General features: G+C 49.2%; 24 protein-coding genes and 2 tRNA genes. 9 read left to right on the forward strand and 17 right to left on the reverse strand.

Features of this window, described 5'->3' with window-relative positions; translation table 11 throughout:
- Positions 1 to 36: 36 nt before the first annotated feature.
- From O6P33_RS11035 to O6P33_RS11050, 4 genes are read right to left on the reverse strand one after another with little or no spacing between them, the layout of a single operon-like run.
- Positions 37 to 738 carry an RNA ligase family protein gene (locus O6P33_RS11035; protein ID WP_269817829.1) on the reverse strand — a complete coding sequence of 234 codons (702 nt, stop codon included), beginning with the start codon at positions 736 to 738 and terminating at the stop codon, positions 37 to 39.
- Positions 739 to 1,287 (reverse strand): hypothetical protein, encoded by a 549-nt coding sequence (locus O6P33_RS11040; protein ID WP_269817830.1) that lies wholly within the window; start codon positions 1,285 to 1,287, stop codon positions 739 to 741.
- The gene (locus O6P33_RS11045; protein ID WP_269817831.1) at positions 1,280 to 2,674 is read right to left on the reverse strand and encodes an AAA family ATPase; all 1,395 of its coding nucleotides are present in this window, start codon (positions 2,672 to 2,674) and stop codon (positions 1,280 to 1,282) included. The genes O6P33_RS11040 and O6P33_RS11045 overlap by 8 nt, the downstream gene beginning before the upstream one ends.
- Positions 2,675 to 2,715: 41 nt before the next feature.
- Entirely contained in the window at positions 2,716 to 4,035 is a 1,320-nt protein-coding gene (locus tag O6P33_RS11050) for a Na+/H+ antiporter family protein (protein ID WP_269817832.1), read from the reverse strand.
- A gap of 334 nt (positions 4,036 to 4,369) precedes the next feature.
- On the opposite strand from O6P33_RS11050, the gene O6P33_RS11055 reads away from it, so the two are divergent.
- Complete coding sequence (locus O6P33_RS11055; RefSeq protein WP_269817833.1) at positions 4,370 to 4,897, forward strand: AAA family ATPase; 528 nt, start codon at positions 4,370 to 4,372, stop codon at positions 4,895 to 4,897.
- A 42-nt stretch (positions 4,898 to 4,939) separates the two neighbouring features.
- Complete coding sequence (locus O6P33_RS11060; RefSeq protein WP_269817834.1) at positions 4,940 to 5,161, forward strand: VF530 family protein; 222 nt, start codon at positions 4,940 to 4,942, stop codon at positions 5,159 to 5,161.
- 203 nt (positions 5,162 to 5,364) lie between these two features.
- Here O6P33_RS11060 and arcC read toward each other — a convergent pair whose 3' ends face one another.
- From arcC to O6P33_RS11085, 5 genes are all read right to left on the reverse strand, one after another.
- On the reverse strand, positions 5,365 to 6,282 hold the full coding sequence (gene arcC / locus O6P33_RS11065; RefSeq protein WP_269817835.1) for a carbamate kinase: 918 nt from the start codon (positions 6,280 to 6,282) through the stop codon (positions 5,365 to 5,367).
- A gap of 2 nt (positions 6,283 to 6,284) precedes the next feature.
- Entirely contained in the window at positions 6,285 to 7,286 is a 1,002-nt protein-coding gene (locus tag O6P33_RS11070) for an ornithine carbamoyltransferase (protein ID WP_269817836.1), read from the reverse strand.
- 53 nt (positions 7,287 to 7,339) lie between these two features.
- Positions 7,340 to 8,569 (reverse strand): arginine deiminase, encoded by a 1,230-nt coding sequence (locus O6P33_RS11075; protein ID WP_269817837.1) that lies wholly within the window; start codon positions 8,567 to 8,569, stop codon positions 7,340 to 7,342.
- A gap of 42 nt (positions 8,570 to 8,611) precedes the next feature.
- On the reverse strand, positions 8,612 to 10,060 hold the full coding sequence (locus O6P33_RS11080) for a YfcC family protein (RefSeq protein WP_269817838.1): 1,449 nt from the start codon (positions 10,058 to 10,060) through the stop codon (positions 8,612 to 8,614).
- Between the two features lie 136 nt (positions 10,061 to 10,196).
- Positions 10,197 to 11,393 carry an RNA-guided endonuclease TnpB family protein gene (locus tag O6P33_RS11085; RefSeq protein WP_269817839.1) on the reverse strand — a complete coding sequence of 399 codons (1,197 nt, stop codon included), beginning with the start codon at positions 11,391 to 11,393 and terminating at the stop codon, positions 10,197 to 10,199.
- A gap of 419 nt (positions 11,394 to 11,812) precedes the next feature.
- Between O6P33_RS11085 and tnpA the strand changes: the two genes are divergently transcribed.
- Both tnpA and O6P33_RS11095 read left to right on the forward strand, forming a co-directional pair.
- Positions 11,813 to 12,220, forward strand: a complete 408-nt coding sequence (tnpA, locus tag O6P33_RS11090; RefSeq protein WP_420094995.1) for an IS200/IS605 family transposase — start codon at positions 11,813 to 11,815, stop codon at positions 12,218 to 12,220.
- 95 nt (positions 12,221 to 12,315) lie between these two features.
- Entirely contained in the window at positions 12,316 to 13,527 is a 1,212-nt protein-coding gene (locus tag O6P33_RS11095) for a ComEA family DNA-binding protein (RefSeq protein ID WP_269817841.1), read from the forward strand.
- Between the two features lie 266 nt (positions 13,528 to 13,793).
- On the opposite strand, the gene O6P33_RS11100 is transcribed toward O6P33_RS11095, so the two are convergent.
- The 5 genes from O6P33_RS11100 to msrB all read right to left on the reverse strand — a co-directional run bounded on the left by O6P33_RS11100 (position 13,794) and on the right by msrB (position 15,942).
- Positions 13,794 to 13,869 (reverse strand) — tRNA-Gly (locus O6P33_RS11100).
- Between the two features lie 6 nt (positions 13,870 to 13,875).
- Positions 13,876 to 13,951, reverse strand: a tRNA-Glu gene (locus tag O6P33_RS11105).
- 128 nt (positions 13,952 to 14,079) lie between these two features.
- On the reverse strand, positions 14,080 to 14,487 hold the full coding sequence (locus O6P33_RS11110) for a PA2817 family protein (protein ID WP_269817842.1): 408 nt from the start codon (positions 14,485 to 14,487) through the stop codon (positions 14,080 to 14,082).
- 99 nt (positions 14,488 to 14,586) lie between these two features.
- Positions 14,587 to 15,480 carry an ATP-binding protein gene (locus tag O6P33_RS11115; protein ID WP_269817843.1) on the reverse strand — a complete coding sequence of 298 codons (894 nt, stop codon included), beginning with the start codon at positions 15,478 to 15,480 and terminating at the stop codon, positions 14,587 to 14,589.
- A gap of 60 nt (positions 15,481 to 15,540) precedes the next feature.
- Positions 15,541 to 15,942, reverse strand: a complete 402-nt coding sequence (gene msrB, locus O6P33_RS11120) for a peptide-methionine (R)-S-oxide reductase MsrB (RefSeq protein ID WP_269817844.1) — start codon at positions 15,940 to 15,942, stop codon at positions 15,541 to 15,543.
- A gap of 213 nt (positions 15,943 to 16,155) precedes the next feature.
- Here msrB and O6P33_RS11125 point away from each other — a divergent pair, with 213 nt between their 5' ends.
- The 3 genes from O6P33_RS11125 (at position 16,156) to htpX (ending at position 18,772) form a co-directional block, all read left to right on the forward strand.
- The gene (locus O6P33_RS11125; RefSeq protein ID WP_269817845.1) at positions 16,156 to 17,367 is read left to right on the forward strand and encodes a pyridoxal phosphate-dependent aminotransferase; all 1,212 of its coding nucleotides are present in this window, start codon (positions 16,156 to 16,158) and stop codon (positions 17,365 to 17,367) included.
- Positions 17,368 to 17,373: 6 nt separating this feature from the next.
- A complete protein-coding gene (locus O6P33_RS11130) occupies positions 17,374 to 17,799 on the forward strand; it encodes a hypothetical protein (RefSeq protein WP_269817846.1) in 426 nt (141 codons plus the stop codon).
- A gap of 100 nt (positions 17,800 to 17,899) precedes the next feature.
- Positions 17,900 to 18,772 (forward strand): protease HtpX, encoded by an 873-nt coding sequence (gene htpX, locus O6P33_RS11135; RefSeq protein ID WP_269817847.1) that lies wholly within the window; start codon positions 17,900 to 17,902, stop codon positions 18,770 to 18,772.
- A gap of 71 nt (positions 18,773 to 18,843) precedes the next feature.
- Here htpX and O6P33_RS11140 read toward each other — a convergent pair whose 3' ends face one another.
- The 3 genes from O6P33_RS11140 to O6P33_RS11150 form a co-directional block, all read right to left on the reverse strand.
- A complete protein-coding gene (locus O6P33_RS11140; protein WP_269817848.1) occupies positions 18,844 to 19,578 on the reverse strand; it encodes a substrate-binding periplasmic protein in 735 nt (244 codons plus the stop codon).
- 168 nt (positions 19,579 to 19,746) lie between these two features.
- Positions 19,747 to 20,676, reverse strand: a complete 930-nt coding sequence (locus O6P33_RS11145; protein WP_269817849.1) for an electron transfer flavoprotein subunit alpha/FixB family protein — start codon at positions 20,674 to 20,676, stop codon at positions 19,747 to 19,749.
- Complete coding sequence (locus O6P33_RS11150; RefSeq protein ID WP_269817850.1) at positions 20,676 to 21,425, reverse strand: electron transfer flavoprotein subunit beta/FixA family protein; 750 nt, start codon at positions 21,423 to 21,425, stop codon at positions 20,676 to 20,678. The genes O6P33_RS11145 and O6P33_RS11150 overlap by 1 nt, the downstream gene beginning before the upstream one ends.
- Positions 21,426 to 21,751: 326 nt before the next feature.
- Between O6P33_RS11150 and O6P33_RS11155 the strand changes: the two genes are divergently transcribed.
- Together O6P33_RS11155 and O6P33_RS11160 are read left to right on the forward strand one after the other, a co-directional pair.
- On the forward strand, positions 21,752 to 23,404 hold the full coding sequence (locus O6P33_RS11155) for an electron transfer flavoprotein-ubiquinone oxidoreductase (protein WP_269817851.1): 1,653 nt from the start codon (positions 21,752 to 21,754) through the stop codon (positions 23,402 to 23,404).
- A 141-nt stretch (positions 23,405 to 23,545) separates the two neighbouring features.
- Positions 23,546 to 24,544: a sulfate ABC transporter substrate-binding protein gene (locus O6P33_RS11160; RefSeq protein WP_269817852.1), complete on the forward strand. Its 999-nt coding sequence runs from the start codon at positions 23,546 to 23,548 to the stop codon at positions 24,542 to 24,544.
- Positions 24,545 to 24,567: the final 23 nt, after the last annotated feature.

Consider the following 24,567-nt stretch of genomic DNA (forward strand, 5'->3'; position numbering starts at 1 on the left):
GTTAGCTGAACGTGCGCCAGCTAAAAAGCCCTTGGCTTAGTTAAAGTCCTCTGCGGTCAAGATACGCACATCATTCCACTCTATGGCTCGGCTACGCCAGTGCTCTTCAATGGACTGGGCAAAGTCAGCGCGCACTAACTTCGCTCGCGCCTCACACCACAGCTCGGAATCCTGACGCATGACAATGCCCTCCGGGTTGCCTTCACGATAACGGCTGCTGGCATGTGCTAGTAATTCTTTAAGCTCTGGCAAGGTCGCAGCACCTTGATACAAGGTCGGTACTACAGCTAAACCCAACTTCTCCGCTAAAGCATTACGCCGCGCACAACTCCAAAACTTTTGCTCGGTGCGGTCATACACATCAAAAACCACAAACCAATCGGGCAAATTATCGTAATCCAACGAGTGACGGGCCGCACACCACTCGCCAAACACTATCCAATCACTTTGTAAATTATCACATAAAGCATATTGATGTTGACCAAGCCAAGAGTTCAGCCGCGAGAACTGCCCAGCAAACGGCTCAAGCAGATACTGGCCACGATTTTGCGCGCGCAACTCACCAGTCGCCCGCAAAGAAATACCCAAGTTGGCCCCATCGAGCTTTTCTTCCACACGTATGGGTTGGGCTAATAAGGCCTCAATCTCAGGCTCGGTCAATACTTTATCATCGCGAGGCATGCCATCACCCAGCCAATCAATATGCGGGGTATGGGGAAAACGGAAAAAATCAGACATTTATTTACTCTCCGGCATGGCAGGGGCGGGAACATGGCGCTGCCGTGGAAACTTAATTTTATGAAAACGCTGCGCATCGGCAGCACACAAGAACTCAACCTGAATACCCTGCTCCGCTAAAGCAGGCCACCAATCAATCCATTTACAATCTGCGGCCTGCAAAATAGTGGGTTTATCCGGGTGCGCATTGGCCACAGCGGGAAATATACGATCGGGCGGATCAAACTCAGCCTGCAAGGCTTGGTCAGGAAACTGCGCATAAAAATCCGTAGCAGTGAGACTGACATTGACCATAGCTACTCGCTGCGCATTGCCCATATTGCGCAATAACCACTTTAAAAACACATCGCCAACACCGCGCGGTGGATTGATCGAGGTTTTATTTTGATATTCACCCAAAATAATAAAACTGTCATCAATCACCACCACGCCACTGCTTTGAATCTCTTGTAAGCGCTCAATGCAGTTGGCCACGCACTCAGCAGACACCTCTGCATGCTGCTGATTGGCCACTAGCAGCACATTGGTATCAATCACAGTTTTATCCATGCTGATCGCCTGAGTTATTTTCTGCACGTTTGCGCTGCACCGCAGCCATGGCTCTGGCGGCAATATCAGTCATTTCATCACCAAACAAATTCTCTGGCCAATTGGCAATTTCACCGTAGGTATCGATCTGCAAAGCTTCAATCTGAGCTTCACTGCCTGCTCGACTGCAAAAATACAGAGCAACATCCGTGTGCTTGATAACCCCTTCAGCGATACGTCTTTGTAACCTATTTAGAAAGTGCTCGGAGTGACTCTCGACAATGATTTGTACATTACGCGCTTGCCCAGCCTCTTTAGCTTGTATGGCAGCAATCAGCATATCGGCTAAACCGGCTTGCACCTGCGAATGCAGATGGATTTCTGGTTGCTCCAACCACAGGGTTGAATTGGGCTGGGCATAAAACGCTTGCACAATCACCGGCAATAATTGCGATACGCCAAAACCGAGGTCAGCCAAGTTAACTTCACCTGCCGCAGCATGATTTCTTAACAGTGCTTGATAGTGTTCAGGTGTGCTCTCCTCAGCACGGATAGCGAACTCACTGGCCACGCCCATTTGCGCCAACCAGTAGGCAATACCCTGTGCAAACGGCTGCTCAGGCTCCCCAATAGCAAATTGTAAGTGACGCTGCTCAGCGCTTGCAGCCAATACTGCTGCCACTGCTGACTCGCCAGCACGCCCCACACTTAGCGGCACTGCGCCCGCCCACTGATAATCACGCTTAGGCGCGGCACGTAAGGCCGCTAAAGCGTTAAAATCAGCTAAAAGTTGTTGTGTTTGCTGGGCTAATTCGGCTAGAAAAGGTGCTTCTACCTGTGCAGTTTCTGGTAACTTAAAGAAACTTTCTGCCCCTGCTTCTGCAGCCACGGCAATGCTGTAGCTGTGCACTTGCGGCTGTTGTATCTGCACCTGCAGCTCGCCGGCTTGAGCACTGTGGTAACTGGCACTGAGCAGCTCTTGTCCTTGCGCAAAGCCACGGTAAGTAATGGACTGCACTGAGGGTTGCTGCGCGGCATCGGCCACCATACTGACCTCTAAACTCAGCGCATCAACCAGCAGCGCTTGATCAGTTTGCTGACTTGCACCCTGTAAGGCCAAAGCTGTAGGCAGGCGCCACTGCAATGCAAACTGCAATGGTTCATTGAGCTGCCCTTGGTGCAAGTTCTGTGCAAAAGAGCCCAAATCAATCAAGCTTTGCGCATTACCAAAATCCAGTGGCGTCGACAGTTTGTCGGGCTGGGCACTTTGTTTAAGCGCTAATAATAACTGGCCAAGGCTACTTTTACCGGCACTGTTCTCACCAAAGAAAACCGTTAGCGGCGCGAGCTTGATCGGCCCACTGTCTTGCCACGCCTTAAAGTTCTTGATCCGCCACGAGGTCAACATCAGCGCACTACTCCTGTCTTACCACTGGTTAATTCACACCATCACAACAGCATTGCCGCAGCCCAACCAAAGGCCAGTAAAGGCAAGTTGTAGTGAATAAAAGTTGGTACCACAGTATCCCAAATATGGCTGTGCTGTCCGTCCATATTCAAACCTGAAGTTGGCCCAAGGGTTGAATCTGAAGCCGGCGAACCTGCATCACCCAATGCGCCAGCAGTACCAACGATGCTGACGATAGCTAATGGACTGAAGCCCAACTGTAGCGCTAAGGGCACAAAAATCGCCGCAATAATGGGTACTGTGGAGAATGAAGAGCCAATGCCCATGGTGACCAGCAAGCCAACCAGCAGCATCAAGATTGCGCCTGTTGCTTTGCTTTCACCAATCACGCTCACCGACGAATCCACTAAGGTTTGAATCTGCCCTGTTTCCCGCATCACTTCGGCAAAACCTGAGGCAGCAATCATGATGAAACCAATCATAGCCATCATTTTCATACCATCGGTAAACAAGTCATCAGACTCTTTCCAGCGAATCACTCCCGAGGCTGAGAACACCACAAAACCCACCAGCGCTCCCATAATCATCGAATCCAGCCACAGCTGCACAACAAAGGCAGCTACCACAGCAGCACCTGCAGCAACTAGACTTCTGGGGCTGTAATTACTGCTCGCCGAGCCAACCTCGCCGGCTGCAACCGTGTGGTACACACGCTTTTTACGGTAACTAAAGAAAATCGCCACCAGTAAACCAAACAACATGCCAGTGGCAGGAATTACCATCGCCTGCATCACTTTAATACCAGTGACATCCACACCACCTTTAGCCACATTGGCGAGCAAAACCTCTTTCAGGAAAATACCACCAAAGCCCACCGGCAAAAACATATACGGCGTGATCAAACCAAAAGCCAGTACACAAGCAACTAAACGGCGGTCCAGCTGCAAGCGCCCCATGACATATAGCAAAGGCGGTACCAGCAGCGGAATAAAGGCGATATGAATGGGCAAGATATTTTGCGAAGAAACAGCGGCAATCAATAACACCATGATCAGCAGCCATTTGACCTTATCGGTATTTTTGCTTTTCTGGCGGCCGACCATGGCGAGTATTTTCTCAGCCAACGCATGGGCCACTCCGGACTTACTGATAGCTACAGCAAAAGCGCCGAGCAAAGCATAGGACAGGGCCACTGTTGCCCCGCCACCCAGGCCTTTATTAAACGCAGCTAGCGTATTTTCAATCCCTAAACCACCAAGCAACCCACCTGCAACAGCGCCGATAATCAACGACACCACCACATGTACGCGCAGTAAGCTCAGCACCAGCATTAAAGCTACTGCGACAACAACCGCATTCATGACAACCCCCAAACACTTTCAATATTCATTTAATACGCTGTAATTGCGCGTTAGTTTTAAGCAGCGCAGTTTACACGGGTCACTCCAAGAATAAACGACCGATTATTCCGCCTCACTGGCAAAGCAGCGAACTATCTGACTTAGTGGTATTTTCTTAGTGCAGCAGCCTGCTAAAATGCTGTGTTTTTGCCAGTACTGTGCTGGGATCGATGGGTAATTGAATGGCTTGGATAACGTTACTTGCCGCATATTTAGCTGCGCGACTGCTCACTGTGGCTATGGCTGTGGCTGTGTCTGCGCGACAAGCGTGGCGATACCACTTGCGGTCAACATTATGCAAGTAGTGGTACTCACAGGTCCTGAGTCAGCTGGCAAAAGCTCTCTAAGCCGCGCTTTAGCTGAGCGCTTTAACGCCCCTTTAGTCAGCGAGTTTGTACGCGAATTTATTCAGCAAGCACAGCGCGACACCTGCTACGCTGACATCAGCAACATTGCCGAACAACAGTGGCAACAGGAGCTGGCTGCCCGCGCTTTGCAACCACCACTATTGCTGCTGGATACGCACTTATTGAGCAATATACTCTGGAGTGAGACGCTATTTCAGCAAAGCCCTGCCTGGCTGGAAACAGCTCTACTGAGCCAAAAATATGACTTGATTGCCTTGCTGAGCCCTGAAGGCATGCCATGGCAAGCCGATGGTCAGCGCTGTCAACCGGATTTAGGCGAACGCCTCAAGTTCCACAGCAGGCTCGATGATTGGCTAGAGCAACATCAGCAACCGGTACTGCACTTAAGTGGATCATGGCAACAACGTTATGCAACACTTGAGCAAGCCATTACTCAACTGCTAGGCAGCGCATAAATACCCATCACTGGGCAACCTACCTTAACGAGAACCCCCTCCATGTCTAATCCACACCCCCACGACCCACTGCACGGCCTGACCTTGGCCACTATTCTTGAGCGCTTAGTAGAGCATTATGGCTGGGAGCAACTTGCCGAACAGATTCCGCTGAACTGCTTTAAAAATGAACCATCAAGCAAGTCTTCATTGAAGTTTTTACGCAAAACCCAGTGGGCGCGAGATAAGGTTGAGGCGCTGTATATTGCAACATACGCTGCCTAAGCGCTGATACCTAAGCAGAGTCTGCCTACAACCGGCACCGACAGCAGTGCCCGAAATCACAGCCAGCGCTACGCATTACCGCGCTCAACCGCACCGCACACTGTGCAGCAGCAAGGTTGAGCCTAATCACAGCCCAACCTTGGTGAAGCAACAATCTAACGACAGATTACGGAGTATGGATGGGAAAATTCGACAGCACGTACTTACTGCGTGCGCTCAGCTACAACCCGTGTTCCGGCATCACCGGATAACAAGGCTAACGCATCAGATAAACGCCCAATGGCACTAAAACCACCGGATGCAGCAAAACTACTGGCGGCTTTAATTTTTGGCCCCATCGAACCTGCAGGCACATCCATTTCACCGCCCTCAGCAATGGTCAGCTTGCGCAGCGGTTTCGCCTCTGGCGTACCAAAATCCTGATACACCGACTCCACATCTGTGAGCAGCAATAAAGCATCAGCACCCAGTTTTTCTGCCAAGAACGCACTGGATAAATCCTTATCAATCACTGCTTCAATGCCTTGCAAACTATTATCGGCATTGCGCACCACCGGAATACCACCGCCGCCGTTACAAATCACTACCACCTTTTTTTCCACTAGCAGCTTCAATACCTGTAAGTCTGGAATTTCCACAGGTTTTGGTGAAGCCACGACACGGCGCCACTTATCGCCATCCTGGGCAATTTGCCAGCCCGCTTGAGCGGCACGGGTTTGTGCTTCGGCTTGGCTATACACTGGACCAATATACTTGGTGGGTGTGGCAAAGGCTGGGTCATTTAAGTCCACAATTACTTGGGTCAACAAGGTCACAATGGGCTGGGCATGCTGTAATTCATTTTCCAGCTCTTGCTCAATTAAGTAGCCAATCATGCCTGCGGTTTGTGCACCCAGCACATCTAACGGATAACTTTCCTCTGGCTTATAGGCATCATTTTGCAAGGCCAACAGCCCCACTTGTGGGCCGTTACCGTGGGTAATCACCAACCGATGGCCAGCACGCACAATATCCGCCAAAGCGCGTGCAGCCACCTTGACATTCTCGCGCTGCACTTGTGCGGTCAGCGGCTGACCACGTTGTAATAAGGCATTCCCGCCCAACGCTGCAACAACTAACATAATTAACGTCCTAAAGTAGCCACCAACACCGCTTTAATGGTGTGCATACGGTTCTCTGCTTGATCAAACACTATTGATGCTGGGCTTTCAAACACCTCATCGGTGACCTCCATTGCATCAATGCCAAACTTTTTCTGAATCTCTTTGCCCACCGCGGTTTCAGTATTGTGGAAAGCCGGCAGGCAATGCATAAACTTCACCCGTGGGTTGCCAGTTTTCGCCATCAGTGCGGCATTCACTTGGTAAGGCATCAATAATTTAATGCGCTCAGTCCAAACCTCATCTGGCTCACCCATTGATACCCAGACATCGGTATAGACATAATCCACACCCTGCACAGCAGCAGCAATATCATCGGTAATGGTAATGCGCGCACCGGTTTTTTCGGCAATTGCTTGCGCATAAGCCTGAACTTCAGGCTCAGGCTGGCACGCTTTAGGGGCACAAAGACGCACATCCATGCCCATTTTCGCTCCGCCAATCAGCAGACTGTTGCCCATATTGTTTGCCGTATCACCAATAAACACGTAGGCCACTTCATGCAGTGGCTTATCGCTGTGTTCAGTCATGGTGAGAAAGTCAGCCAAAATCTGCGTCGGGTGAAAATCATCGGTTAAGCCGTTATACACCGGCACACCGGAATACTCAGCCAGCTCATTGACGATCTCCTGACCAAAGCCGCGGTACTCAATGGCGTCATAGACACGACCCAAAACCCGCGCCGTGTCTTTAACCGACTCTTTATGGCCCATGTGATTGCCAGTTGGCCCTAAGTAGGTCACTTTTGCACCTTGGTCATGGGCCGCCACTTCAAAACTGACCCGCGTACGGGTTGAGTCTTTTTCAAAAATCAGGGCTATATTTTTACCTTGCAGTCGCGGTTGCTCAGTGCCTGCATACTTAGCTGCTTTTAGGTCTGCAGACAACTTCAGCAAGAACTCAATTTCTTGAGGCGTAAAATCGCGCAACGTTAATAAGTCACGATCTCTAAGGTTAAAAGCCATGCATCTGCTCCTTGGTTAGCAGCTGGGTAAATAAATTTCGCTAAAAACAAACATTATACGGGATCACGGACAGTTGGGCAGCTCATGCAGCGTCCGCCACCACGGCCACGCCCTAACTCCGCACCGGGTACAGCCAGGACTTCAATACCTGCCGCAGCTAAAGCCGCATTCGTATCATCATTACGGTCATAGCCAATTACGACACCGGGACTGAGTGCCAGCACATTATTGCCATCATTCCATTGCTCACGCTCACGCTCTGCTGGATGATCACCACCGGTAGCAACCACCTCTAACGAGGCATAACCAAGCGCTTCAGCTACCACGTCAAACATATGCCGTGGATCTTGCGTGAAAACATGTGATGTGCCGCTGGCATCGGGGCGCAGATCATAACAAATCATTTCATCGGCGACTTCAGTAAATGCAGTAACAATATTGCCACCACAGAAGGTAAACACCGTATCCAAGTGCATTGCCGCCCGTGATTTAGGCATTTGACAAGCAATGACTCGATCAACACTGCCTTTAGCAAAGAGTGCCCGTGCTAACTGACCCACCGCTTGTGGGGAGCTGCGCTCACCCATGCCCACCAACACCGTGCGATTACCAATGGGCATAATATCACCACCTTCTAAGGTGGCTAAACCAAACTCTTGCAATGGATCACCCCAAAGCACATCAACCTTACCAGCGAACTTGGGGTGAAACTTATAGACACCAGCAGTTAGTAGAGTTTCTGGCTTACGTGCGGTCCAATACATAGGATTGAGAGTAACGCCGCCATAAATCCACGCACTGTTGTCACGGGTGAATAAAAAGTTCGGCAAAGGCGGCAACACAAAACCATACTTGCCCAAGTGGTTACCAAACAAACTAACCGGCTTAAAGGGTAAATCACCAACCTCTAGACCACCAATCAAGTACTCAGCAAGCTGGCTGCCGGGCATCTCATCCATCCACTCACGTAGATCCGAGATCATCCCTACACCAATTTCATTCCAAGTAATGCGTTGATCCAAAATCCACTTGCGCGCCTCAGCAATATCCAGCGTTTGCGCCAGCAAGTCATGAATATCCAGCACCTCAACGCCACGCTCCTGCATTAACTGGACAAATACATCGTGGTCTTTTTGCGCTTGCTTGACCCAAAACACATCATCAAACAACAACGCATCGCAATTTGAAGGGGTTAAACGGCGGTGAGCAAGGCCCGGGCGACAGACAATCACCTGACGCAAAGTACCGGTTTCCGAGTGCACACCTAAAGTTAATTCAGACATTTTCGAGCTCCTTACCACAGCATTGTGTGTAAACTAAATAACTCAGAGTAACGCGCCAATACTGATAACTACGCTGATAAACACCGTTAAAATCAGTAACAACGGCCAAATAAAGACCAGCCAGCGGTCATAGGACACGCGGCCTATTGCTAAGCCTCCCAGTACCACAGCAAAGGTTGGGTTGACCAAGTTAACCAGCCCACTGGCGGACTGGAAAGCCGTCACTACAAGCGCGCGGTCAACATGGGCGAAATCCGCCAAGGGCGCTAAAATTGGCATCGACAGCACAGCCAAACCTGAAGAAGACGGGACAAAGAAACTCATTCCCACTTCAATCCAAAACATTAAGTTAATAAATGCCAGCTCTGGCAGGCCTCCTAAAGTGGTTTCGGCACTGTGCAAAATTGTGTCGGCAATCATGCCCTGCTCCATGATCACGACAATACCGCGAGCCAAGCCGACCACTAAGGCCACGCCCAGCAAGTCTCGTGCACCATCAACAAAGCTTGAGGTGATTTTTTTCTCGCCTAAGCGACCAATTAGACCAATGACAATGGCTGCGCCCATAAACAAGCCGCCCATTTGCGCCATCCACCAATCTTGTGACGACACACCCCAAATCATTACCGCAAAGGTCAAAGCGAAAATAACCAAAGCCACACTTTGCTTACCGGTTAAAGTCGACTGCACCATCTCCCCACTATGCTGCTCTAAAAAGTGAGCGCGATGAGCTGCCCACTGTTTTGCCACCACTGAGCGCGTTGGGTCCTCTTTCACCCGCTTGGCATAACGCATCACATAAGCTGCGCAAATCAGCAAACCACCAATTAGCAAAACAAAACGCAAACCTATGCCATCGGTAAACGGGATACTGGCCGCATTGGCAGCAATCACAGTGGCAAACGGATTAATTGTTGAGCCCAACACACCAATCCCAGCACCCACCATAACAATGGCTACGCCGGTAATAGCGTCATAACCTGCAGAGATAATCACCGGAATTAAAATGGCATAAAACGCCAAGGTTTCCTCCGCCATACCATAGGTGGTACCGCCAAAGGCAAAGAGAGTCATGAGGATCGGAATCATCCACAACTCACGCCCCTCCAAGCGCCGCATCGCACTGCGAATCCCTGTATCAATGGCACCAGTGGCATTCATCACCCCTAGAAAACCACCAAGAAATAGCACAAATAACGCCACATCAATGGCATTTGCCACATAACTATCAGGATCATAAAAGCCCGCTGTAGGGGCCAGCATTACGTCAACAAAACCTTGTTGTTTCGCCTCCACTACCTGATAAGTGCCAGGCACAGCTACTTCCCGCCCGACTTCGTCGCTCATAACGCGGTCGTACTTACCCGCTGGAATAACCCAGGTTAAGGCCGCAACAAAAATAATAAGTAAGAAGAGGATGGTGTAGGCAGTAGGAAAGCGTGAACTCAGTGTTTTTTCTACTGTGTGCGGATCAAGCTGTTGATCAGTCATGTTGTGCGCTCCTCGCTAAGACTTTAGTTAGAGCCTAGGCCTATATGCTCAACATAGACTGATCCAGATCAATACAAAGCAAATCACTTTGCTATTAGCAAAAATAACTTTACTGATTGGTGACTTCTCACCGCCCTTAAAGGGCGATGCTTCTTGTTTCACAGGCTGCAACTTGGTATGACCAAGAATGACGCGCGCCTCCACAAGCAGTAACGGCTTGCCCAGCCGCCTTTAATGCCAAAATACCTTCTTCAAGGATGTTGAGTGCGGCATTAATATCTCTATCAATACCGACTCTACCGCATGACGGGCAGTCCCATATGCGTACCGACAAAGGCATATCTTTAACTTTATGCTTACAGCCATTGCAGGTTTTTGAGCTGGCGTACCACTGATCCAGCTTAATCACATGCTTGCCCTGTTCTTTGGCTTTGTATTGCAGCTTCACAACAAAGCTATGCCATGAGGCATCTGCGATGTGTTTTGCCAGCTTACGGTTTTTCATCATATTGGCTGATTTAAGCGTCTCGACTATCACCGCTTGGTTTTCGTCAACAAGAGTTCGAGAGTATTTATGCTGAAAATCAGACCTGGCATTGGTTACTTTTTCATGGGCTTTAGCCACAATTAAACGAGCCTTTGCGTGATTGGCACTGCCTTTTTTCTTGCGTGATAACTGACGCTGCTTGCGCCTTAAATTTCTGGCTGCACGCTTCAAAAAGCGCGGATTGGTTTTTTTCTTACCTCTGGACTCAATGGCAAAGTGAGCAATGCCAAGATCAATACCAACCACCTTTTCGACCGAATGGATAGGTTGTGGTGCTTCAAGCCCATCATCAACCAATATTGATGCGTAGTATTTTCCGGTAGCGCTGAGCGTGACTGTAATGCTTTTAGCTGTGCCGCTGACTTCACGGTGCAGCTTGGCCTTAATGGGCTGCATTTTGGGCAGTTTAATTGCACCATCAAGCACCTTTATGCCCACGCAATGATAGCTGCTTTGCTTGCCATGTCTGCGCTTAAACTTGGGGTAGTGTGCTTTTACCTTTGGATCAAAGAAACGATCAAAGGCTGTATGCAGGTTGATTACCGCTTGCTGCAAGGCAATAGAATCATACAGCTTTAACCAATGGTACTTTCTTGATTTCTTAGCCACGGCCAGCAGAGGTTTTAAGTCCTTTTTAGGGCTTAGGTTGATGCCGTGCAAGCGGTAAGCATGCGTCTTAATATGCAGAGCTTTATTGTACGCAAAGCGCACCGCACCAAACTGAGCCACTAGAAACTCAGCTTGTTCTGGTGAGGGATAAATGCGTACCTTAATGGCTCTTAGCATTATCGGCCTGACTGTTCCAATCCGGCTAGCAAGATAGCTCGTGCTCGTTTAATGCCTCTTATGCGCCCAAGGTCAACTACATTTTGGTCACAGTGACACAATACTTGCTGTAGTTTATTTGCTGTTTTTGGGTTCGTAAATAAGTTGAAGTCGCCACAATTGATGCGATCAGTAAACTCCTTGCAAGCAGCCTCGATATTTTTACGAGGGCTAGCCGATAGGTTGGCAGCATATAGGTAGCCAGGCATATCAAAATCCATACGCCCACAATGAGTACACGAAAAACAAACACTGGGGTTGCCTGAATGGGAAATCCCGCTAATCTCGAATTTGTATAGCATACTTCAGCCCTCACGACTAAACTACACACAATATAAGCTTATTAGGGCATATTTCAAGTGAGTGTACAGAGTGAAGCGATCTTATTTGGCTACCTTCGTAAACGCCATAGCGTCAGTAAATTAGTTGTTCATTTGGTGTTTACCGCCAAGTACAGACGCAAGCTGTTTGATGATGCAATGATCGGTCAGTTGCGCGAGGCATTTGAATCGGCTTGCGTAAAGCTGGAATGCGATTTGCTAGAAATGAACGGCGAAGCCGATCATGCTCACTTGCTGATTGCTTTCCCGCCCAAGCTGGCCGTCAGCATAATGGTCAATAACCTTAAATCTGTTTCGTCTCGCATGCTGAGATTGCAAAACAGTCACCTAGAAAGACAAAGTAAAAATGCCGCACTATGGTCACGATCTTACTTTGCTTGTACAGCCGGGGGCGCAACCATTGACACATTAAAGGCGTATATCGAAAGTCAAACAGCGATTGAGTAAAGCGCTTCGCGCCCCGCCTTATATCCCCGCCCTACGGGCGAGGGTTTACGGCGGATTTTGCTAAGCAGCAGCGTATTGAGCACCGCGGTAAAAACTTGCGTGTCAGTCGTACTGGTGGAGTCGCACTGCGTACGCAAGCCAAAGCTGCCGGTTTAACTATCACGGCTAACAGCCAACATGGCCTACGGGTATCCAGCCGTGTCGCAAAAAACACACAAGTTGCTCTACAAAATGGACGGCCAGTCTTACGCGGACGCTATGGCAGCGGAGCAACCCGCCTCAACCTATCTAAATCCGGTGTAAGCGTCTCCACCCGCAACCCCCTGGGCACATTTAACTGGAGCAAACCCAACCGCTCTTCAGTCAAGATTGCCGGTGTACAGCTACGCGGAAAAAAAGCTGCCAACATCCAACTGATCTATATGTTGCTGCTGGGCATTGCACAAGGGCTGCAAGTGTTCTGGCAGATGCTAACGCTATTACTGCGGGTGACAGTCAGACTCTGCACAGAATTATTGCGCTGGATTGCAAACTTACCGGATTTATTCGGCAATCTACGACAAGATTTCCGTAATGCTCGTATCAGCTCAAAACTCAGTCGCAGCAAGCAGTTATTTACGCCTTCTATAGACAACTGGAGCGCCCCCGAACTGCTCAACGCAAGCCTTTTAACCCTCTGCGGTTGGGGCAGCGGCTTAACAGCCCACGAAGCAGCTATACGCATTACTCAACAGCAACAGCACAACCCAGCAGCGCATCAGTTAACCATCACCACGGCAGGATTAAGTCAGATCGCCCAACGCTTAGAGCAGCTGCGTAGCGAACACGCAGCAACAAACACAATCACCCCGCAAGTCATCACCGCTCTTTTAGCTCAACAGCAAGCTCAACTACTGGGCGCAGAAGACACCGTAGAATTGTTCCTACACATTGATGACTGGATTTTGACCTTAGGCGAGCGCACAGAGCTGCAAGAGCAACTGCTGCAAATCTTTGCAGACTTTGCCCAACTGCGCTTTCAAACAGATCCAGTCCATGCCGAGAACTTTGCTGTAACTGAGCCGCTCGACATAACAGCGCAACCGTCAACCCAAAGTGTTAGCGTCACGCCCAGCGCAACAGGCGACTTAATTAATCTCAATACCGCGAGCCACGCTCAATTACAAACACTGCCGCACATCGGTCATGATCGCGCATTAGCAATTATGACCTTACGACCTATCAGCGACCTGTCACAACTCACCAAAATCCATGGCATCGGCCCAGCCCGCCTTGCTGATATTAAGCGGGCAGGTGTTGATATTTAGTGGTACGAGAGGCAGTTTATAGTAACCAGCATCGAATGCTCTGCCGGCAGCTTAGTCACCAAACAGTGCATCGAACTTATTGTTTGGCAGCCAGTCGATTAGCATTTTTTTCAAGTAGATGCACAACCCCCTGACTTGCATTAGGTTGGCTGCATGTACTTTTGATTGAGTCATCTGTCTTGGTTGGGCGCTGAAGGGCAAAACATAAACTGCAGACGAAAAAAAAGAGCCTTTCGGCTCTTTCTTTTTTAGCTTGACGCCAAATCTGGAGCGGGAAACGAGATTCGAACTCGCGACCCCAACCTTGGCAAGGTTGTGCTCTACCAACTGAGCTATTCCCGCATAATATGGCGTCCCCTAGGGGACTCGAACCCCTGTTACCGCCGTGAAAGGGCGGTGTCCTAGGCCACTAGACGAAGGGGACGCAGCCTTGGAGCTTCTAACAGCTTGCAACTTTCAAGCTTGGGCTGTTTGCTTTATTGCTTGGAAGTGGCGCGTATATTACGGATGACTTAAGCATCCGTCAAGCCTTTTTTGAAAACTCTTTGCAATTCAGTGCTCTGGTGCCTTTTCCGGCATAAACATCAGCTGTATTTCTTGGTTCCAGTCAAATTCCTCACCGTTTTCAAGTGCTTGGTAACGGCGCTCTTCCAATTGCTGATACTTATCAATTTCATCATCGGGCATAAAGTGTAAGCAATCACCCCCAAAGAACCACAGCAGATCCCGTGGCACCAAGTGGGCAATTTGCGGATAACGCTGAAACACTTGGCTGATAATATCCTGTCCCACATATAAGTCTTCGCTGCTCTCACGCAAGCTGCTCACCATGTCATCATAACGCTCAAGAAATAACGCATGATGATTTTCCGGGACGACTTCAGCATCAGCAACCGCGACTAATATCGTGCGCAAATGCGCTAACAGCTGTAAATGTTGCTCAACGTGCGGTGTAGTCATAATACTATCCCCTTAAAAACAAGGCGCACAGTATAGTGCCTGCCCAGCATTTACCCAACATGCAACGCTTATTCGATGATTTTGCGCTCAATACAATGGTTAAGCCTTCTGCTCCAACAGCTGCAAGCCAACCCATTGCTTAGCGAATTGTGCAGCGCAGCGGCCATTACGATTACCTCGTGCCTGCGCCCAACTGATCGCCTCTTTAGCCAGCGCATCAGTAAACTGCCAGCTCAGCTGTGCAGGCTCGCCATAGTGAGCAATCCAGTGCTGCACCACCGCTAAATAGTGATCTTGGCTAAAAGGGTAAAACGACAGCCACAAACCAAAACGATCCGATAAAGCGATTTTATCCTCAACCGCTTCGCTTGGGTGCAGCTCTCCACCATCACCGTGCTGCCAGTTTTGATTATCGCTGTGCTGCTCAGGCAGTAAATGGCGGCGATTAGAGGTGGCATACAACAGCACGTTATCTGGCGCGCGCTCTAAAGAACCATCCAAGACACTTTTTAAAATACGGTAATCCCCTTCCCCAGCCTCAAAAGACAAATCATCGCAAAAGACAATAAAGTGCTGTGGTAAACCGGCCAAAGACTCAACAATAAACGGCAGATCCGCCAGCTCATTGCGTTCAACCTCAATCAAACGCAAACCCTGCGCCGCGTATGCCGCCAGTAAGGCACGCACGATAGATGACTTACCTGTGCCGCGCGCACCCCACAACAGCGCATGGTTCGCTGGGTACCCACGCATAAACTGCAAGGTATTGCGCTGCAACTGCTCACGCTGCTGATCCACTCCTAACAAATCAGCCAATTGAATATCGGCAGACAATGCTATCGGGCGAAAGAAACTGCTGTTGCCCTTGCGCTGCCAGCTCGCTGCCTGCACTGTTTCCCAATCAACCGTTGTCGCCGGAGTTGGCAATAATGGCTCAAGTTTTTCGAGCACTTGATTGGCACGCTGTAAAAACGCATTGATTAACTCAGACACTTCACCCTCTCCCATACATTCATGCAAAGCTTGCAACCGCTAAACTTCTGGCTGCTCAGTTTAATCAGCCGCAGCAGGCTCAAGACGCATCGCCACGGAATTGATGCAGTAACGCAAGCCAGTCGGCGCGGGGCCATCAGGAAAGACATGGCCTAAGTGCGCATCACACTTGGAACACACCACCTCAACCCGCTGCATGCCATGACTCGTATCAGCATGCTCGGTTAACGCAGTCTCGTTAATTGCCTGCCAATAGCTGGGCCAACCACAACCTGCATCAAACTGGTGCTGCGCATCAAACAGCGGTTGCTCACAACAGACACAATGAAACACGCCCTTAAACTGTGGCAAATGGTACTCACCGGTAAACGGGCGCTCAGTCCCTGCAAGGCGACAAACTCGAAATTGTTCATCAGATAATTTTTCACGCCACTGTTCTTGACTCTTTTCAACCTTTTTCATCATTTTCTCCAATTAAAAGCAGAGCTTGGGCCTAACGCTCCCTTTCACCTTTGTCGGTACAGTCGTATGATAGGGGACTTTAAGTACCTCTTTATGCCTGCAACAAAGAAGCAGCAATAGAATGTACGGGCAGGCTCTACGTCAGCGCTACAATGCGCTTTTTATCGACCGACTGCCCCTTATTGACCTCATTTATTCGGGATACTCAACATCATGCAGTTCAGCAAATCGAACAAGCTCGCTAACGTCTGTTATGACATACGAGGCCCAGTACTGAAACACGCCAAACGTCTAGAAGACGAAGGCCAGCGTATCCTTAAGCTTAATATTGGTAATCCTGCACCCTTTGGCTTCGAAGCACCAGAAGAAATCCTGCAAGATGTTATTCGCAACCTACCAACCGCGCAGGGCTATAGCGACTCAAAAGGTTTATTTAGCGCCCGTAAAGCCATCATGCAGTATTACCAGCAAATGCATGTAGAAGGCGTTGGCATTGAAGATATTTACCTGGGCAACGGTGTCTCCGAGCTGATTGTGATTGCACTCCAAGCTTTGCTCAATAATAACGACGAAGTGCTATTACCAGCACCGGACTACCCGCTCTGGACAGCAGCCACCAGTCTGGCCGGTGGCAAACCTGTGCACTACTTATGTGACGAGCAAGCCGGCTGGTTTCCAGATATTGATGACATGCGCAGTAAAATCACTGCCAACACCAAAGCCATTGTGTTAATTAACCCCAATAACCCAACAGGCGCGGTGTACTCCAAAGAAGTTCTGCTCGATATTATGGAGTTGGCCCGCCAGCATAATCTGGTGGTGTTTGCCGACGAAATTTACGACAAAATTCTCTACGACGATGCCGTGCATATTTGCGCAGCTTCATTAGCGCCCGATGTTTTGTGCTTAACTTTTAATGGCCTGTCTAAATCTTACCGCGTAGCCGGTTTCCGCTCGGGCTGGGTGGTGGTGTCTGGTCCTAAGCACCGCGCGCGCAGCTATATAGAAGGGTTGGATATTCTGTCCAATATGCGTCTTTGCGCCAACGTGCCAGCCCAGCATGCGATTCAAACCGCTCTGGGTGGCTACCAAAGCATCAATGACTTGGTGCTGCCTAACGGCCGTTTACTGGAACAACGTAACCGCACTTGGGAGTTACTCAATGATATTCCTGGGGTCAGTTGCGTGAAGCCTATGGGCGCTTTATATGCTTTCCCAAAAATCGACCCGAAAATCTGTCCTATTCACAACGATGAAAAATTCGTCCTGGACTTATTGCTCTCGGAAAAGCTCTTAGTCGTACAGGGGACCGCCTTTAACTGGCCTTGGCCGGACCATTTCCGTGTCGTCACTCTGCCCCGCGTCGATGACCTTGAACAAGCCATTGGCCGTATTGGCAATTTCTTAAAAACCTATCGCCAGTGAGTTCGCATGGATCTGCATATTGACGATTTTTACCAGGATGCTGCGCAAGGCCTGCTCGTGCTCTATCAGGCCTTTCCCAATAAAAGCACACTCTACATGGATGATTTAATCGGCTATATGGCCCCTGACGAGTTTGGTTTACCGCAAGCACGTCAGCAGCGCTGCTTAAGCACTTTTCTTTGGTTAGCCGAAGAAGGCTATGTGCGCTATCAAAGCACCATTCGTTTTGAAGCTTTAGATCAAATTGAGCTCAGCGAAAAAGCGTTTGCACGCCTAGCTAGCGCTGTTAACCCACTGCCTTGTGCCCTTAAAAATACGCCACCAAGCGTGCGCCGCGCACAAGGTAGTTTAGCCAACCAGCTGCGCGAAGCATTGCAGTCCCAGCACAGCGAACGGGTGATTGAATTAATGCAAAGGTTCTTCCAATGCTAAATTTACTCAACTGACACAGTTTGCAACAGAAACCACCTTGAAGCGCACCCGCGCAGCCCTTATATAGTTCACCTGTTTACACTTTTGGAGTTTTTCGCACATGATGCGTATCTTTTTATTCTTAGCCACTAACATCGCAGTATTGGTGGTTGCCAGTATCACCCTGAGTCTGCTGGGCGTTGATCGCTATACCGGTCAAAACCACGGCGACCTATTAATATTCTGTGCGGTATTTGGTTTTACTGGCTCAATGATTTCTTTGTTTATCTCGAAATGGATGGCCAAAAGAAGCACAGGCACCCAGGTCATCGTGCAGCCGCGTACCCGCCAAGAACAATGGCTACTGCACACTGTGGAAGAGTTGGCCAATAAGGCTGGCATCGGTATGCCAGAAGTGGGTATTTTCCCGGCCAACGAAGCCAATGCCTTTGCCACTGGCTGGAACCGCAACAATGCGTTAGTTGCAGTGAGCCAAGGCCTGCTCAATAACTTCTCACAAGACGAAGTGAAAGCCGTGCTGGCCCACGAGATTGGTCACGTTGCCAATGGTGACATGGTGACTATGGCGCTGCTACAAGGCGTAGTGAATACTTTTGTGATGTTCTTCGCACGCATCATCGGTGATTTCGTCGACCGCGTACTGTTGAAAAACGAAGACGGTCGTGGCATTGGCTATTTTGTCGCTACCATTGCTGCTGAACTTGTGCTGGGTTTACTGGCCAGTATCATAGTTATGTGGTTCTCCCGTCGCCGGGAATTCCGTGCCGACGAAGCAGGCGCTGATTTAGCTGGCAAGCACGCGATGATTGCCGCTTTAAACCGTTTACGTGGCGATCAACGCCTTGAATCTGAAATGCCCAAAGCTTTAACTGCATTCGGCATTAGCGGCGGTTTAAAAGAAGGTTTGGCAGGCTTACTGATGAGCCACCCGCCACTAGAAGTACGTATCGCTGCCCTGCAACAAAGAAACTAAAATAGTTCAACAAAAAAGCCCAGATCGACGTTTTGATCTGGGCTTTTTTGTGTCGAGCAGATGCCCTTGCTCTACTGACTTAGCTTCGCTAACGCCTGGCTTAACTTACTGCGCAGCGCTGCAGTATTGCATACAGAGTCTTTACTTAAAGCCACATACAACTCCTGAGTTGCAGCCGCCGGCTCAACAAACTCAAAGTCTTGCGCCAGGCTGTGCTGTTCCAGATGCGCCACGAGCTCCTGCTGCTCCGCTAGCAAGTAATCAGCCTGACCTGCAACAACCTTATCCACTGCTGCATCAAGGCTTTGCACAGTACGCACCGGCCAATTGAGCAACTCGGCCTGCACGGCAAAATCTGCCAACTCAGTTGTCGGCGCAACTTGCACACCACGCAAACCACTCAATTCTGGCCAGCGTTTTAGCGATAACTGCTCGCCAGCACGTCGCCACAAACGGTAGTTTTTTTGTAGGTACGCAGGCTCCAAGTAACTCAGCTGTGCATCTGGCTCCACCCCAGGGCTGACGCCAACGACAAGATCAACCCGTCCACTGCGCACCTCAGCCAAGGCTTGATGCCCTTGGCTAGGTTCAAGCTTTATCGCCAGCTGCGTTGCCTGCCCTAAAGCCTCAATGAGCTCGCTATTGAAGTGTTCAAGCTGCTGAGCCGCAGCCTCGCCGACTAAGCCTGAGTCGATATAATTCACTGCCACTAATGCCGCGCAGCCTTGCTCGCTGGCAGCCACAATCTGTGACGCACTCCAGCTGATAGTCACTCCTAGAGCATAAAACACCAATCGCCAGCTCATAGCTTTAATTTCTCATTTATCTGATAAAGGCCAAGCACTGCATACCGCCATTAACACGTCGGCATGATGGGCACATGTGTCGTGCCCCTGTATTCTGAATATTATTTTATCAATCCGCCAGCAACAAAAAACCCGCTATAAGCGGGCTTCTTGTTAGAACTCACAGCCTTACAGGGCAGCTTCCAGTTCTGGAATAGCGTCGAATAAATCAGCCACTAAACCATAATCAGCAACTTGGAAAATCGGTGCATCTTCATCTTTGTTGATCGCAACGATCACTTTAGAATCTTTCATACCCGCCAAATGCTGGATTGCACCGGAAATACCAACCGCAATGTACAGCTCTGGCGCAACAATTTTACCTGTCTGGCCAACTTGCATGTCGTTCGGCACAAAACCTGCGTCAACAGCAGCGCGTGAAGCACCCACTGCAGCGCCAAGCTTGTCAGCAATACGGTTGAGCATTTCAAAGTTCTCACCGTTCTGCATACCACGACCACCAGAAATAACCACTTTAGCAGCAGTTAATTCAGGACGATCAGATTGCGCCAGCTCTTCACCAACAAATGCCGAGATACCAGCATCAGCGCCAGTGCTAACAGCTTCAACGCTCGCCGATCCGCCTTCTGCAGCAGCGGCATCAAAACCAGTACCACGTACAGTGATCACTTTAATTGCTGCATTGGACTGCACAGTAGCAATCGCATTACCCGCGTAGATTGGACGCTTAAATGTATCAGCGCTTTCTACTGCAACAATTTCAGAAATCTGATCAACGTCTAATAACGCTGCCACGCGTGGCATTACGTTTTTACCGGTTGTTGTCGCCGCAGCCAGAATATGCGAATACTCTTTACCCAACTCAGCAATGAGTGGCGCAACGTTTTCCGGCAACTGGTGTGCAAAAGCAGCGTTATCAGCTGACAACACTTTGCTTACACCATTAATTTTTGCTGCTGCTTCAGCAACTGCAGCAGAGCCAGCACCGGCAACCAGTACATGGACATCGCCACCAATTGCTTGAGCTGCCGCAACTGTGTTTAGGGTAGCAGCACCCAAAGCGTCATTCGAATGCTCAGCAATAACTAAAATAGCCATTAAATTACTTTCGCCTCATTTTTAAGTTTCTCAACCAGTTCAGCAACGCTCTTCACTTTGATACCCGCGCTACGTGTAGCAGGCGCTTCAACTTTCAAAGTGGTAACGGTGGACTCGGTAGAAACGCCCAAAGATTCTGGAGTGATAACTTCCAGCGGCTTTTTCTTAGCTTTCATGATGTTAGGCAAAGATGCGTAACGTGGCTCATTCAAGCGCAAGTCAGTGGTAACAATTGCTGGCAGGTTCAGCGCAACAGTTTGCAAACCACCATCAATTTCACGGGTTACATTAACTTTATCGCCTTCGACTTCAACTTTAGAAGCGAAAGTACCTTGCGGATAACCTGTTAACGCACCGAGCATTTGACCAGTTTGGTTGTTATCACTGTCAATTGCTTGCTTACCCAGCATGATCAACTGCGGCTGCTCTTGATCCACTACGGCTTTGAGTAGCTTAGCTACCGCCAGTGAGCGCAACTCGTCATTGCTTTCGATCAAGATCGCACGGTCAGCACCCAATGCTAGGGCTGTACGTAACTGCTCTTGCGCAGCAGTTGGGCCAATAGAAACTGCAACCACTTCAGTTGCAATACCTTTTTCCTTTAAGCGGATGGCTTCTTCAACGCCAATTTCGCAGAAAGGGTTCATAGACATTTTAACGTTGGCGAGATCAACGCCAGAATTGTCCGCTTTAACGCGAACCTTGACGTTATAGTCTACCACTCGTTTGACAGCTACTAGAACCTTCATGGATTCCTCGTTATCTCGGGTGAATAAAAAATGTCGCCAAGCAAGCCTGGCAGTGATGCACTTGGTCGAATATACAACTACCAAATCAGATAAGCACAAAACTTTTGCTATCTTGAACGTAAGACCCAAGTCGGTCAATACAACAATACAGCCTTTTCGGCCCACCTTTGAATTTCATTCTAACAGGGTTTTAAAAAATTCAAACGAGCGTTTGTATTGGAACACAGCGCAGTCATAGTTATAATGCGAAAAACCCTCACAGATTCTGGTGAGAGATTCAAGCCTTCCAAATTAAAATAATGAACAGCATGAGTAGGAGATAGCTTGTGGAACGCGAATTTATGGAATTCGATGTTGTCATCGTTGGTGCAGGCCCCTCGGGGCTTTCAGCAGCATGCCGACTGAAACAAAAGGCAGCAGAGGCCGGTCAAGAGATCAGCGTTTGCGTCGTTGAGAAGGGTTCCGAAGTCGGTGCCCACATCCTTTCTGGCGCCGTTTTTGAGACGCGCGCACTTGATGAATTGTTCCCCGATTGGAAAGAACTTGGTGCTCCAATCAACACGCCAGTGAAGCGTGATGATATTTATTTGCTAAAAAACGCAGATAAAGGGCAGAAAATCCCAAACTTTTTTGTGCCTAAAACGATGCACAACGAAGGCAACTACATCATTTCTTTGGGTAATTTATGCCGCTGGCTGGCCGAGCAGGCAGAAAACTTGGGCGTAGAAGTCTACCCAGGCTTTGCTGCACAAGAAGCTCTTATTAATGAAGACGGTGCGGTTTACGGGATTTTGACCGGCGACATGGGGGTTGACCGTGACGGCAATCCTAAAGAAGGCATGTACACCCCAGGTATGGAGTTGCGAGCTAAATACACCTTATTTGCCGAAGGTTGCCGCGGTCATATTGGTAAACAACTGATTAAGCGCTACAACCTTGACAGCGAAGCTGATGCACAGCATTACGGCATCGGTATCAAAGAAATTTGGGATATTGACCCCGCTAAACACGAAGAAGGCTTAGTGGTACACACTGCTGGCTGGCCTCTTGACGACGACAACCCAGGTGGCTCTTTCCTCTATCACACCGAAAATAACCAAGTAGTTGTGGGTTTGATTGTTGACTTGTCTTATAGCAACCCGTACTTATCACCTTTCGATGAGTTCCAGCGCTACAAACACCACCCAGTCATTAGCCAGTACCTCGAAGGCGGCACTCGCGTTGCTTATGGTGCTCGCGCCATTTCCAAAGGTGGCTACAACTCCTTACCAAAAATGGTCTTCCCCGGTGGTGCCTTGGTAGGTTGTGACTTAGGTACGCTCAACTTTGCTAAAATTAAAGGCAATCACACAGCGATGAAGTCCGGCATGTTAGCCGCTGAAGCCGCTGCAGATGCAATTATCCAAGGCCGCGAAGGTGGTGATGAACTCACAGCCTATGTGGACGCGTTCAAAGCCAGCTGGCTCTACGAAGACTTGTTCACCAGTCGCAACTTTGGTGCAGCAATTCATAAGTATGGCGCACTCTTGGGCGGGGCATTCAACTACATCGACCAAAATATTTTTGGCGGTAAAATCCCTTTCACCCTGCGTGACACCACACCGGATTACGCTAAGTTAAAGCTGGCATCTGATTCAAAGAAAATCAGCTACCCAAAACCCGATGGCAAACTGAGTTTCGATAAATTGAGCTCAGTTTTTCTATCGAACACCGCTCACGAAGCAAACCAGCCATGCCACCTGGTCTTAACTGACGCAAGTATTCCGCTGGGCAAGAACCTTTCCATGTATGACGAACCAGCACAGCGTTATTGCCCAGCTGGCGTGTATGAAATCGTTGAAGACAGTGAAGGCAAGCGTTTCCAAATTAATGCTGAGAACTGTGTGCATTGTAAGACCTGTGACATCAAGGACCCTGCACAAAATATTAATTGGGTAGCCCCAGAAGGTACTGGCGGGCCCAACTACCCAAATATGTAATGGTGTTATACCTGAAAAGCCCTCCTAGCGAGGGCTTTTTTATGCGCATAAGGCATATCAAAATTACTTCTAATTCTTTTACAGCATAACAAGCCTTCCCTATAGTGAGCATCTTCTCATTAATTTCAAAGGGATTACGCCATGAAACGCTTGCTGACCGCATCACTTCTCGCCCTAAGCTTCAGTAGTGTTAGCACTCTACAAGCAGCACCGCTACTTAACGTTTCGTATGATGTCATGCGTGATTTCTATAAAGAATACAACCCAGCATTCCAGCAGCATTGGCAAGCGCAGGGCAATAAGCCTATACAGCTGCAAATGTCCCATGGCGGCTCTAGCAAACAAGCACGCTCAGTGATTGATGGCCTCCCCGCTGATGTGATCACCATGAATATGGCCACCGATATCAATGCTCTGCATGAGTATGGCGACTTGATCCCGGAAAACTGGGCTGAACGCCTACCGGATAACAGCGCGCCCTTTACCTCTGCCACTGTGTTGATTGTGCGCAAAGGCAACCCTAAAAACCTGCAAGACTGGCCGGACCTGTTAAAAGAAGGCGTCCAAGTTATTGTGCCTAACCCAAAAACCTCAGGTAATGGCCGATATACATATTTATCAGCTTGGGCGTATGTCCTGAAAAATGGCGGTAGCGAGCAAGAGGCTAAAGAGTTTGTCGGCAAACTGTTTAAACAAGCACCCGTTCTGGATACCGGTGGCCGCGCAGCAACCAGCACCTTTATGCAAAACCAAATTGGTGATGTGCTGGTTACCTTTGAAAATGAAGCCGAAATGATTGCCCGCGAGTTCGGAAGCGGTGCTTTTGAAGTGGTTTACCCCAGCGTCAGCGCAGAAGCTGAGCCGCCAGTTGCCATTGTGGATAAAGTTGTTGACCGCAAAGGATCACGTGCAGTCGCTGAAGCCTACTTAAATTATTTGTGGTCCGATGAAGCCCAACGCATTGCTGCCAATAACTATTTGCGTCCACGCAATCAAGTAATCCTCGCTGAGTTTTCTGACCGTTTCCCTGAAGTAGACTTTATGCCCGTGGAAGAAACCTTTGGCAGCTGGCCAGAGATCCAAAAAACTCACTTTAACGATGGTGGTGTTTTCGATCAGGTCTACGCTGACCAGCAATAATCTCTACCCGCCACTTGCACCAA

The organism is Denitrificimonas caeni (assembly GCF_027498055.1).
Classification (GTDB): Bacteria; Pseudomonadota; Gammaproteobacteria; order Pseudomonadales; family Pseudomonadaceae; genus Denitrificimonas.

Bases quoted from the DNA above. Each gene is read 5' to 3' on its own strand.
- O6P33_RS11035 (WP_269817829.1), bottom strand. From the start codon at position 738: ATGTCTGATTTTTTCCGTTTTCCCCATACCCCGCATATTGATTGGCTG.
- O6P33_RS11040 (WP_269817830.1), bottom strand. From the start codon at position 1,287: ATGGATAAAACTGTGATTGATACCAATGTGCTGCTAGTGGCCAATCAG.
- O6P33_RS11045 (WP_269817831.1), bottom strand. From the start codon at position 2,674: ATGTTGACCTCGTGGCGGATCAAGAACTTTAAGGCGTGGCAAGACAGT.
- O6P33_RS11050 (WP_269817832.1), bottom strand. From the start codon at position 4,035: ATGAATGCGGTTGTTGTCGCAGTAGCTTTAATGCTGGTGCTGAGCTTA.
- O6P33_RS11055 (WP_269817833.1), top strand. From the start codon at position 4,370: ATGCAAGTAGTGGTACTCACAGGTCCTGAGTCAGCTGGCAAAAGCTCT.
- O6P33_RS11060 (WP_269817834.1), top strand. From the start codon at position 4,940: ATGTCTAATCCACACCCCCACGACCCACTGCACGGCCTGACCTTGGCC.
- arcC (WP_269817835.1), bottom strand. From the start codon at position 6,282: ATGTTAGTTGTTGCAGCGTTGGGCGGGAATGCCTTATTACAACGTGGT.
- O6P33_RS11070 (WP_269817836.1), bottom strand. From the start codon at position 7,286: ATGGCTTTTAACCTTAGAGATCGTGACTTATTAACGTTGCGCGATTTT.
- O6P33_RS11075 (WP_269817837.1), bottom strand. From the start codon at position 8,569: ATGTCTGAATTAACTTTAGGTGTGCACTCGGAAACCGGTACTTTGCGT.
- O6P33_RS11080 (WP_269817838.1), bottom strand. From the start codon at position 10,060: ATGACTGATCAACAGCTTGATCCGCACACAGTAGAAAAAACACTGAGT.
- O6P33_RS11085 (WP_269817839.1), bottom strand. From the start codon at position 11,393: ATGCTAAGAGCCATTAAGGTACGCATTTATCCCTCACCAGAACAAGCT.
- O6P33_RS11110 (WP_269817842.1), bottom strand. From the start codon at position 14,487: ATGACTACACCGCACGTTGAGCAACATTTACAGCTGTTAGCGCATTTG.
- msrB (WP_269817844.1), bottom strand. From the start codon at position 15,942: ATGAAAAAGGTTGAAAAGAGTCAAGAACAGTGGCGTGAAAAATTATCT.
- O6P33_RS11125 (WP_269817845.1), top strand. From the start codon at position 16,156: ATGCAGTTCAGCAAATCGAACAAGCTCGCTAACGTCTGTTATGACATA.
- O6P33_RS11130 (WP_269817846.1), top strand. From the start codon at position 17,374: ATGGATCTGCATATTGACGATTTTTACCAGGATGCTGCGCAAGGCCTG.
- htpX (WP_269817847.1), top strand. From the start codon at position 17,900: ATGATGCGTATCTTTTTATTCTTAGCCACTAACATCGCAGTATTGGTG.
- O6P33_RS11140 (WP_269817848.1), bottom strand. From the start codon at position 19,578: ATGAGCTGGCGATTGGTGTTTTATGCTCTAGGAGTGACTATCAGCTGG.
- O6P33_RS11145 (WP_269817849.1), bottom strand. From the start codon at position 20,676: ATGGCTATTTTAGTTATTGCTGAGCATTCGAATGACGCTTTGGGTGCT.
- O6P33_RS11150 (WP_269817850.1), bottom strand. From the start codon at position 21,425: ATGAAGGTTCTAGTAGCTGTCAAACGAGTGGTAGACTATAACGTCAAG.
- O6P33_RS11160 (WP_269817852.1), top strand. From the start codon at position 23,546: ATGAAACGCTTGCTGACCGCATCACTTCTCGCCCTAAGCTTCAGTAGT.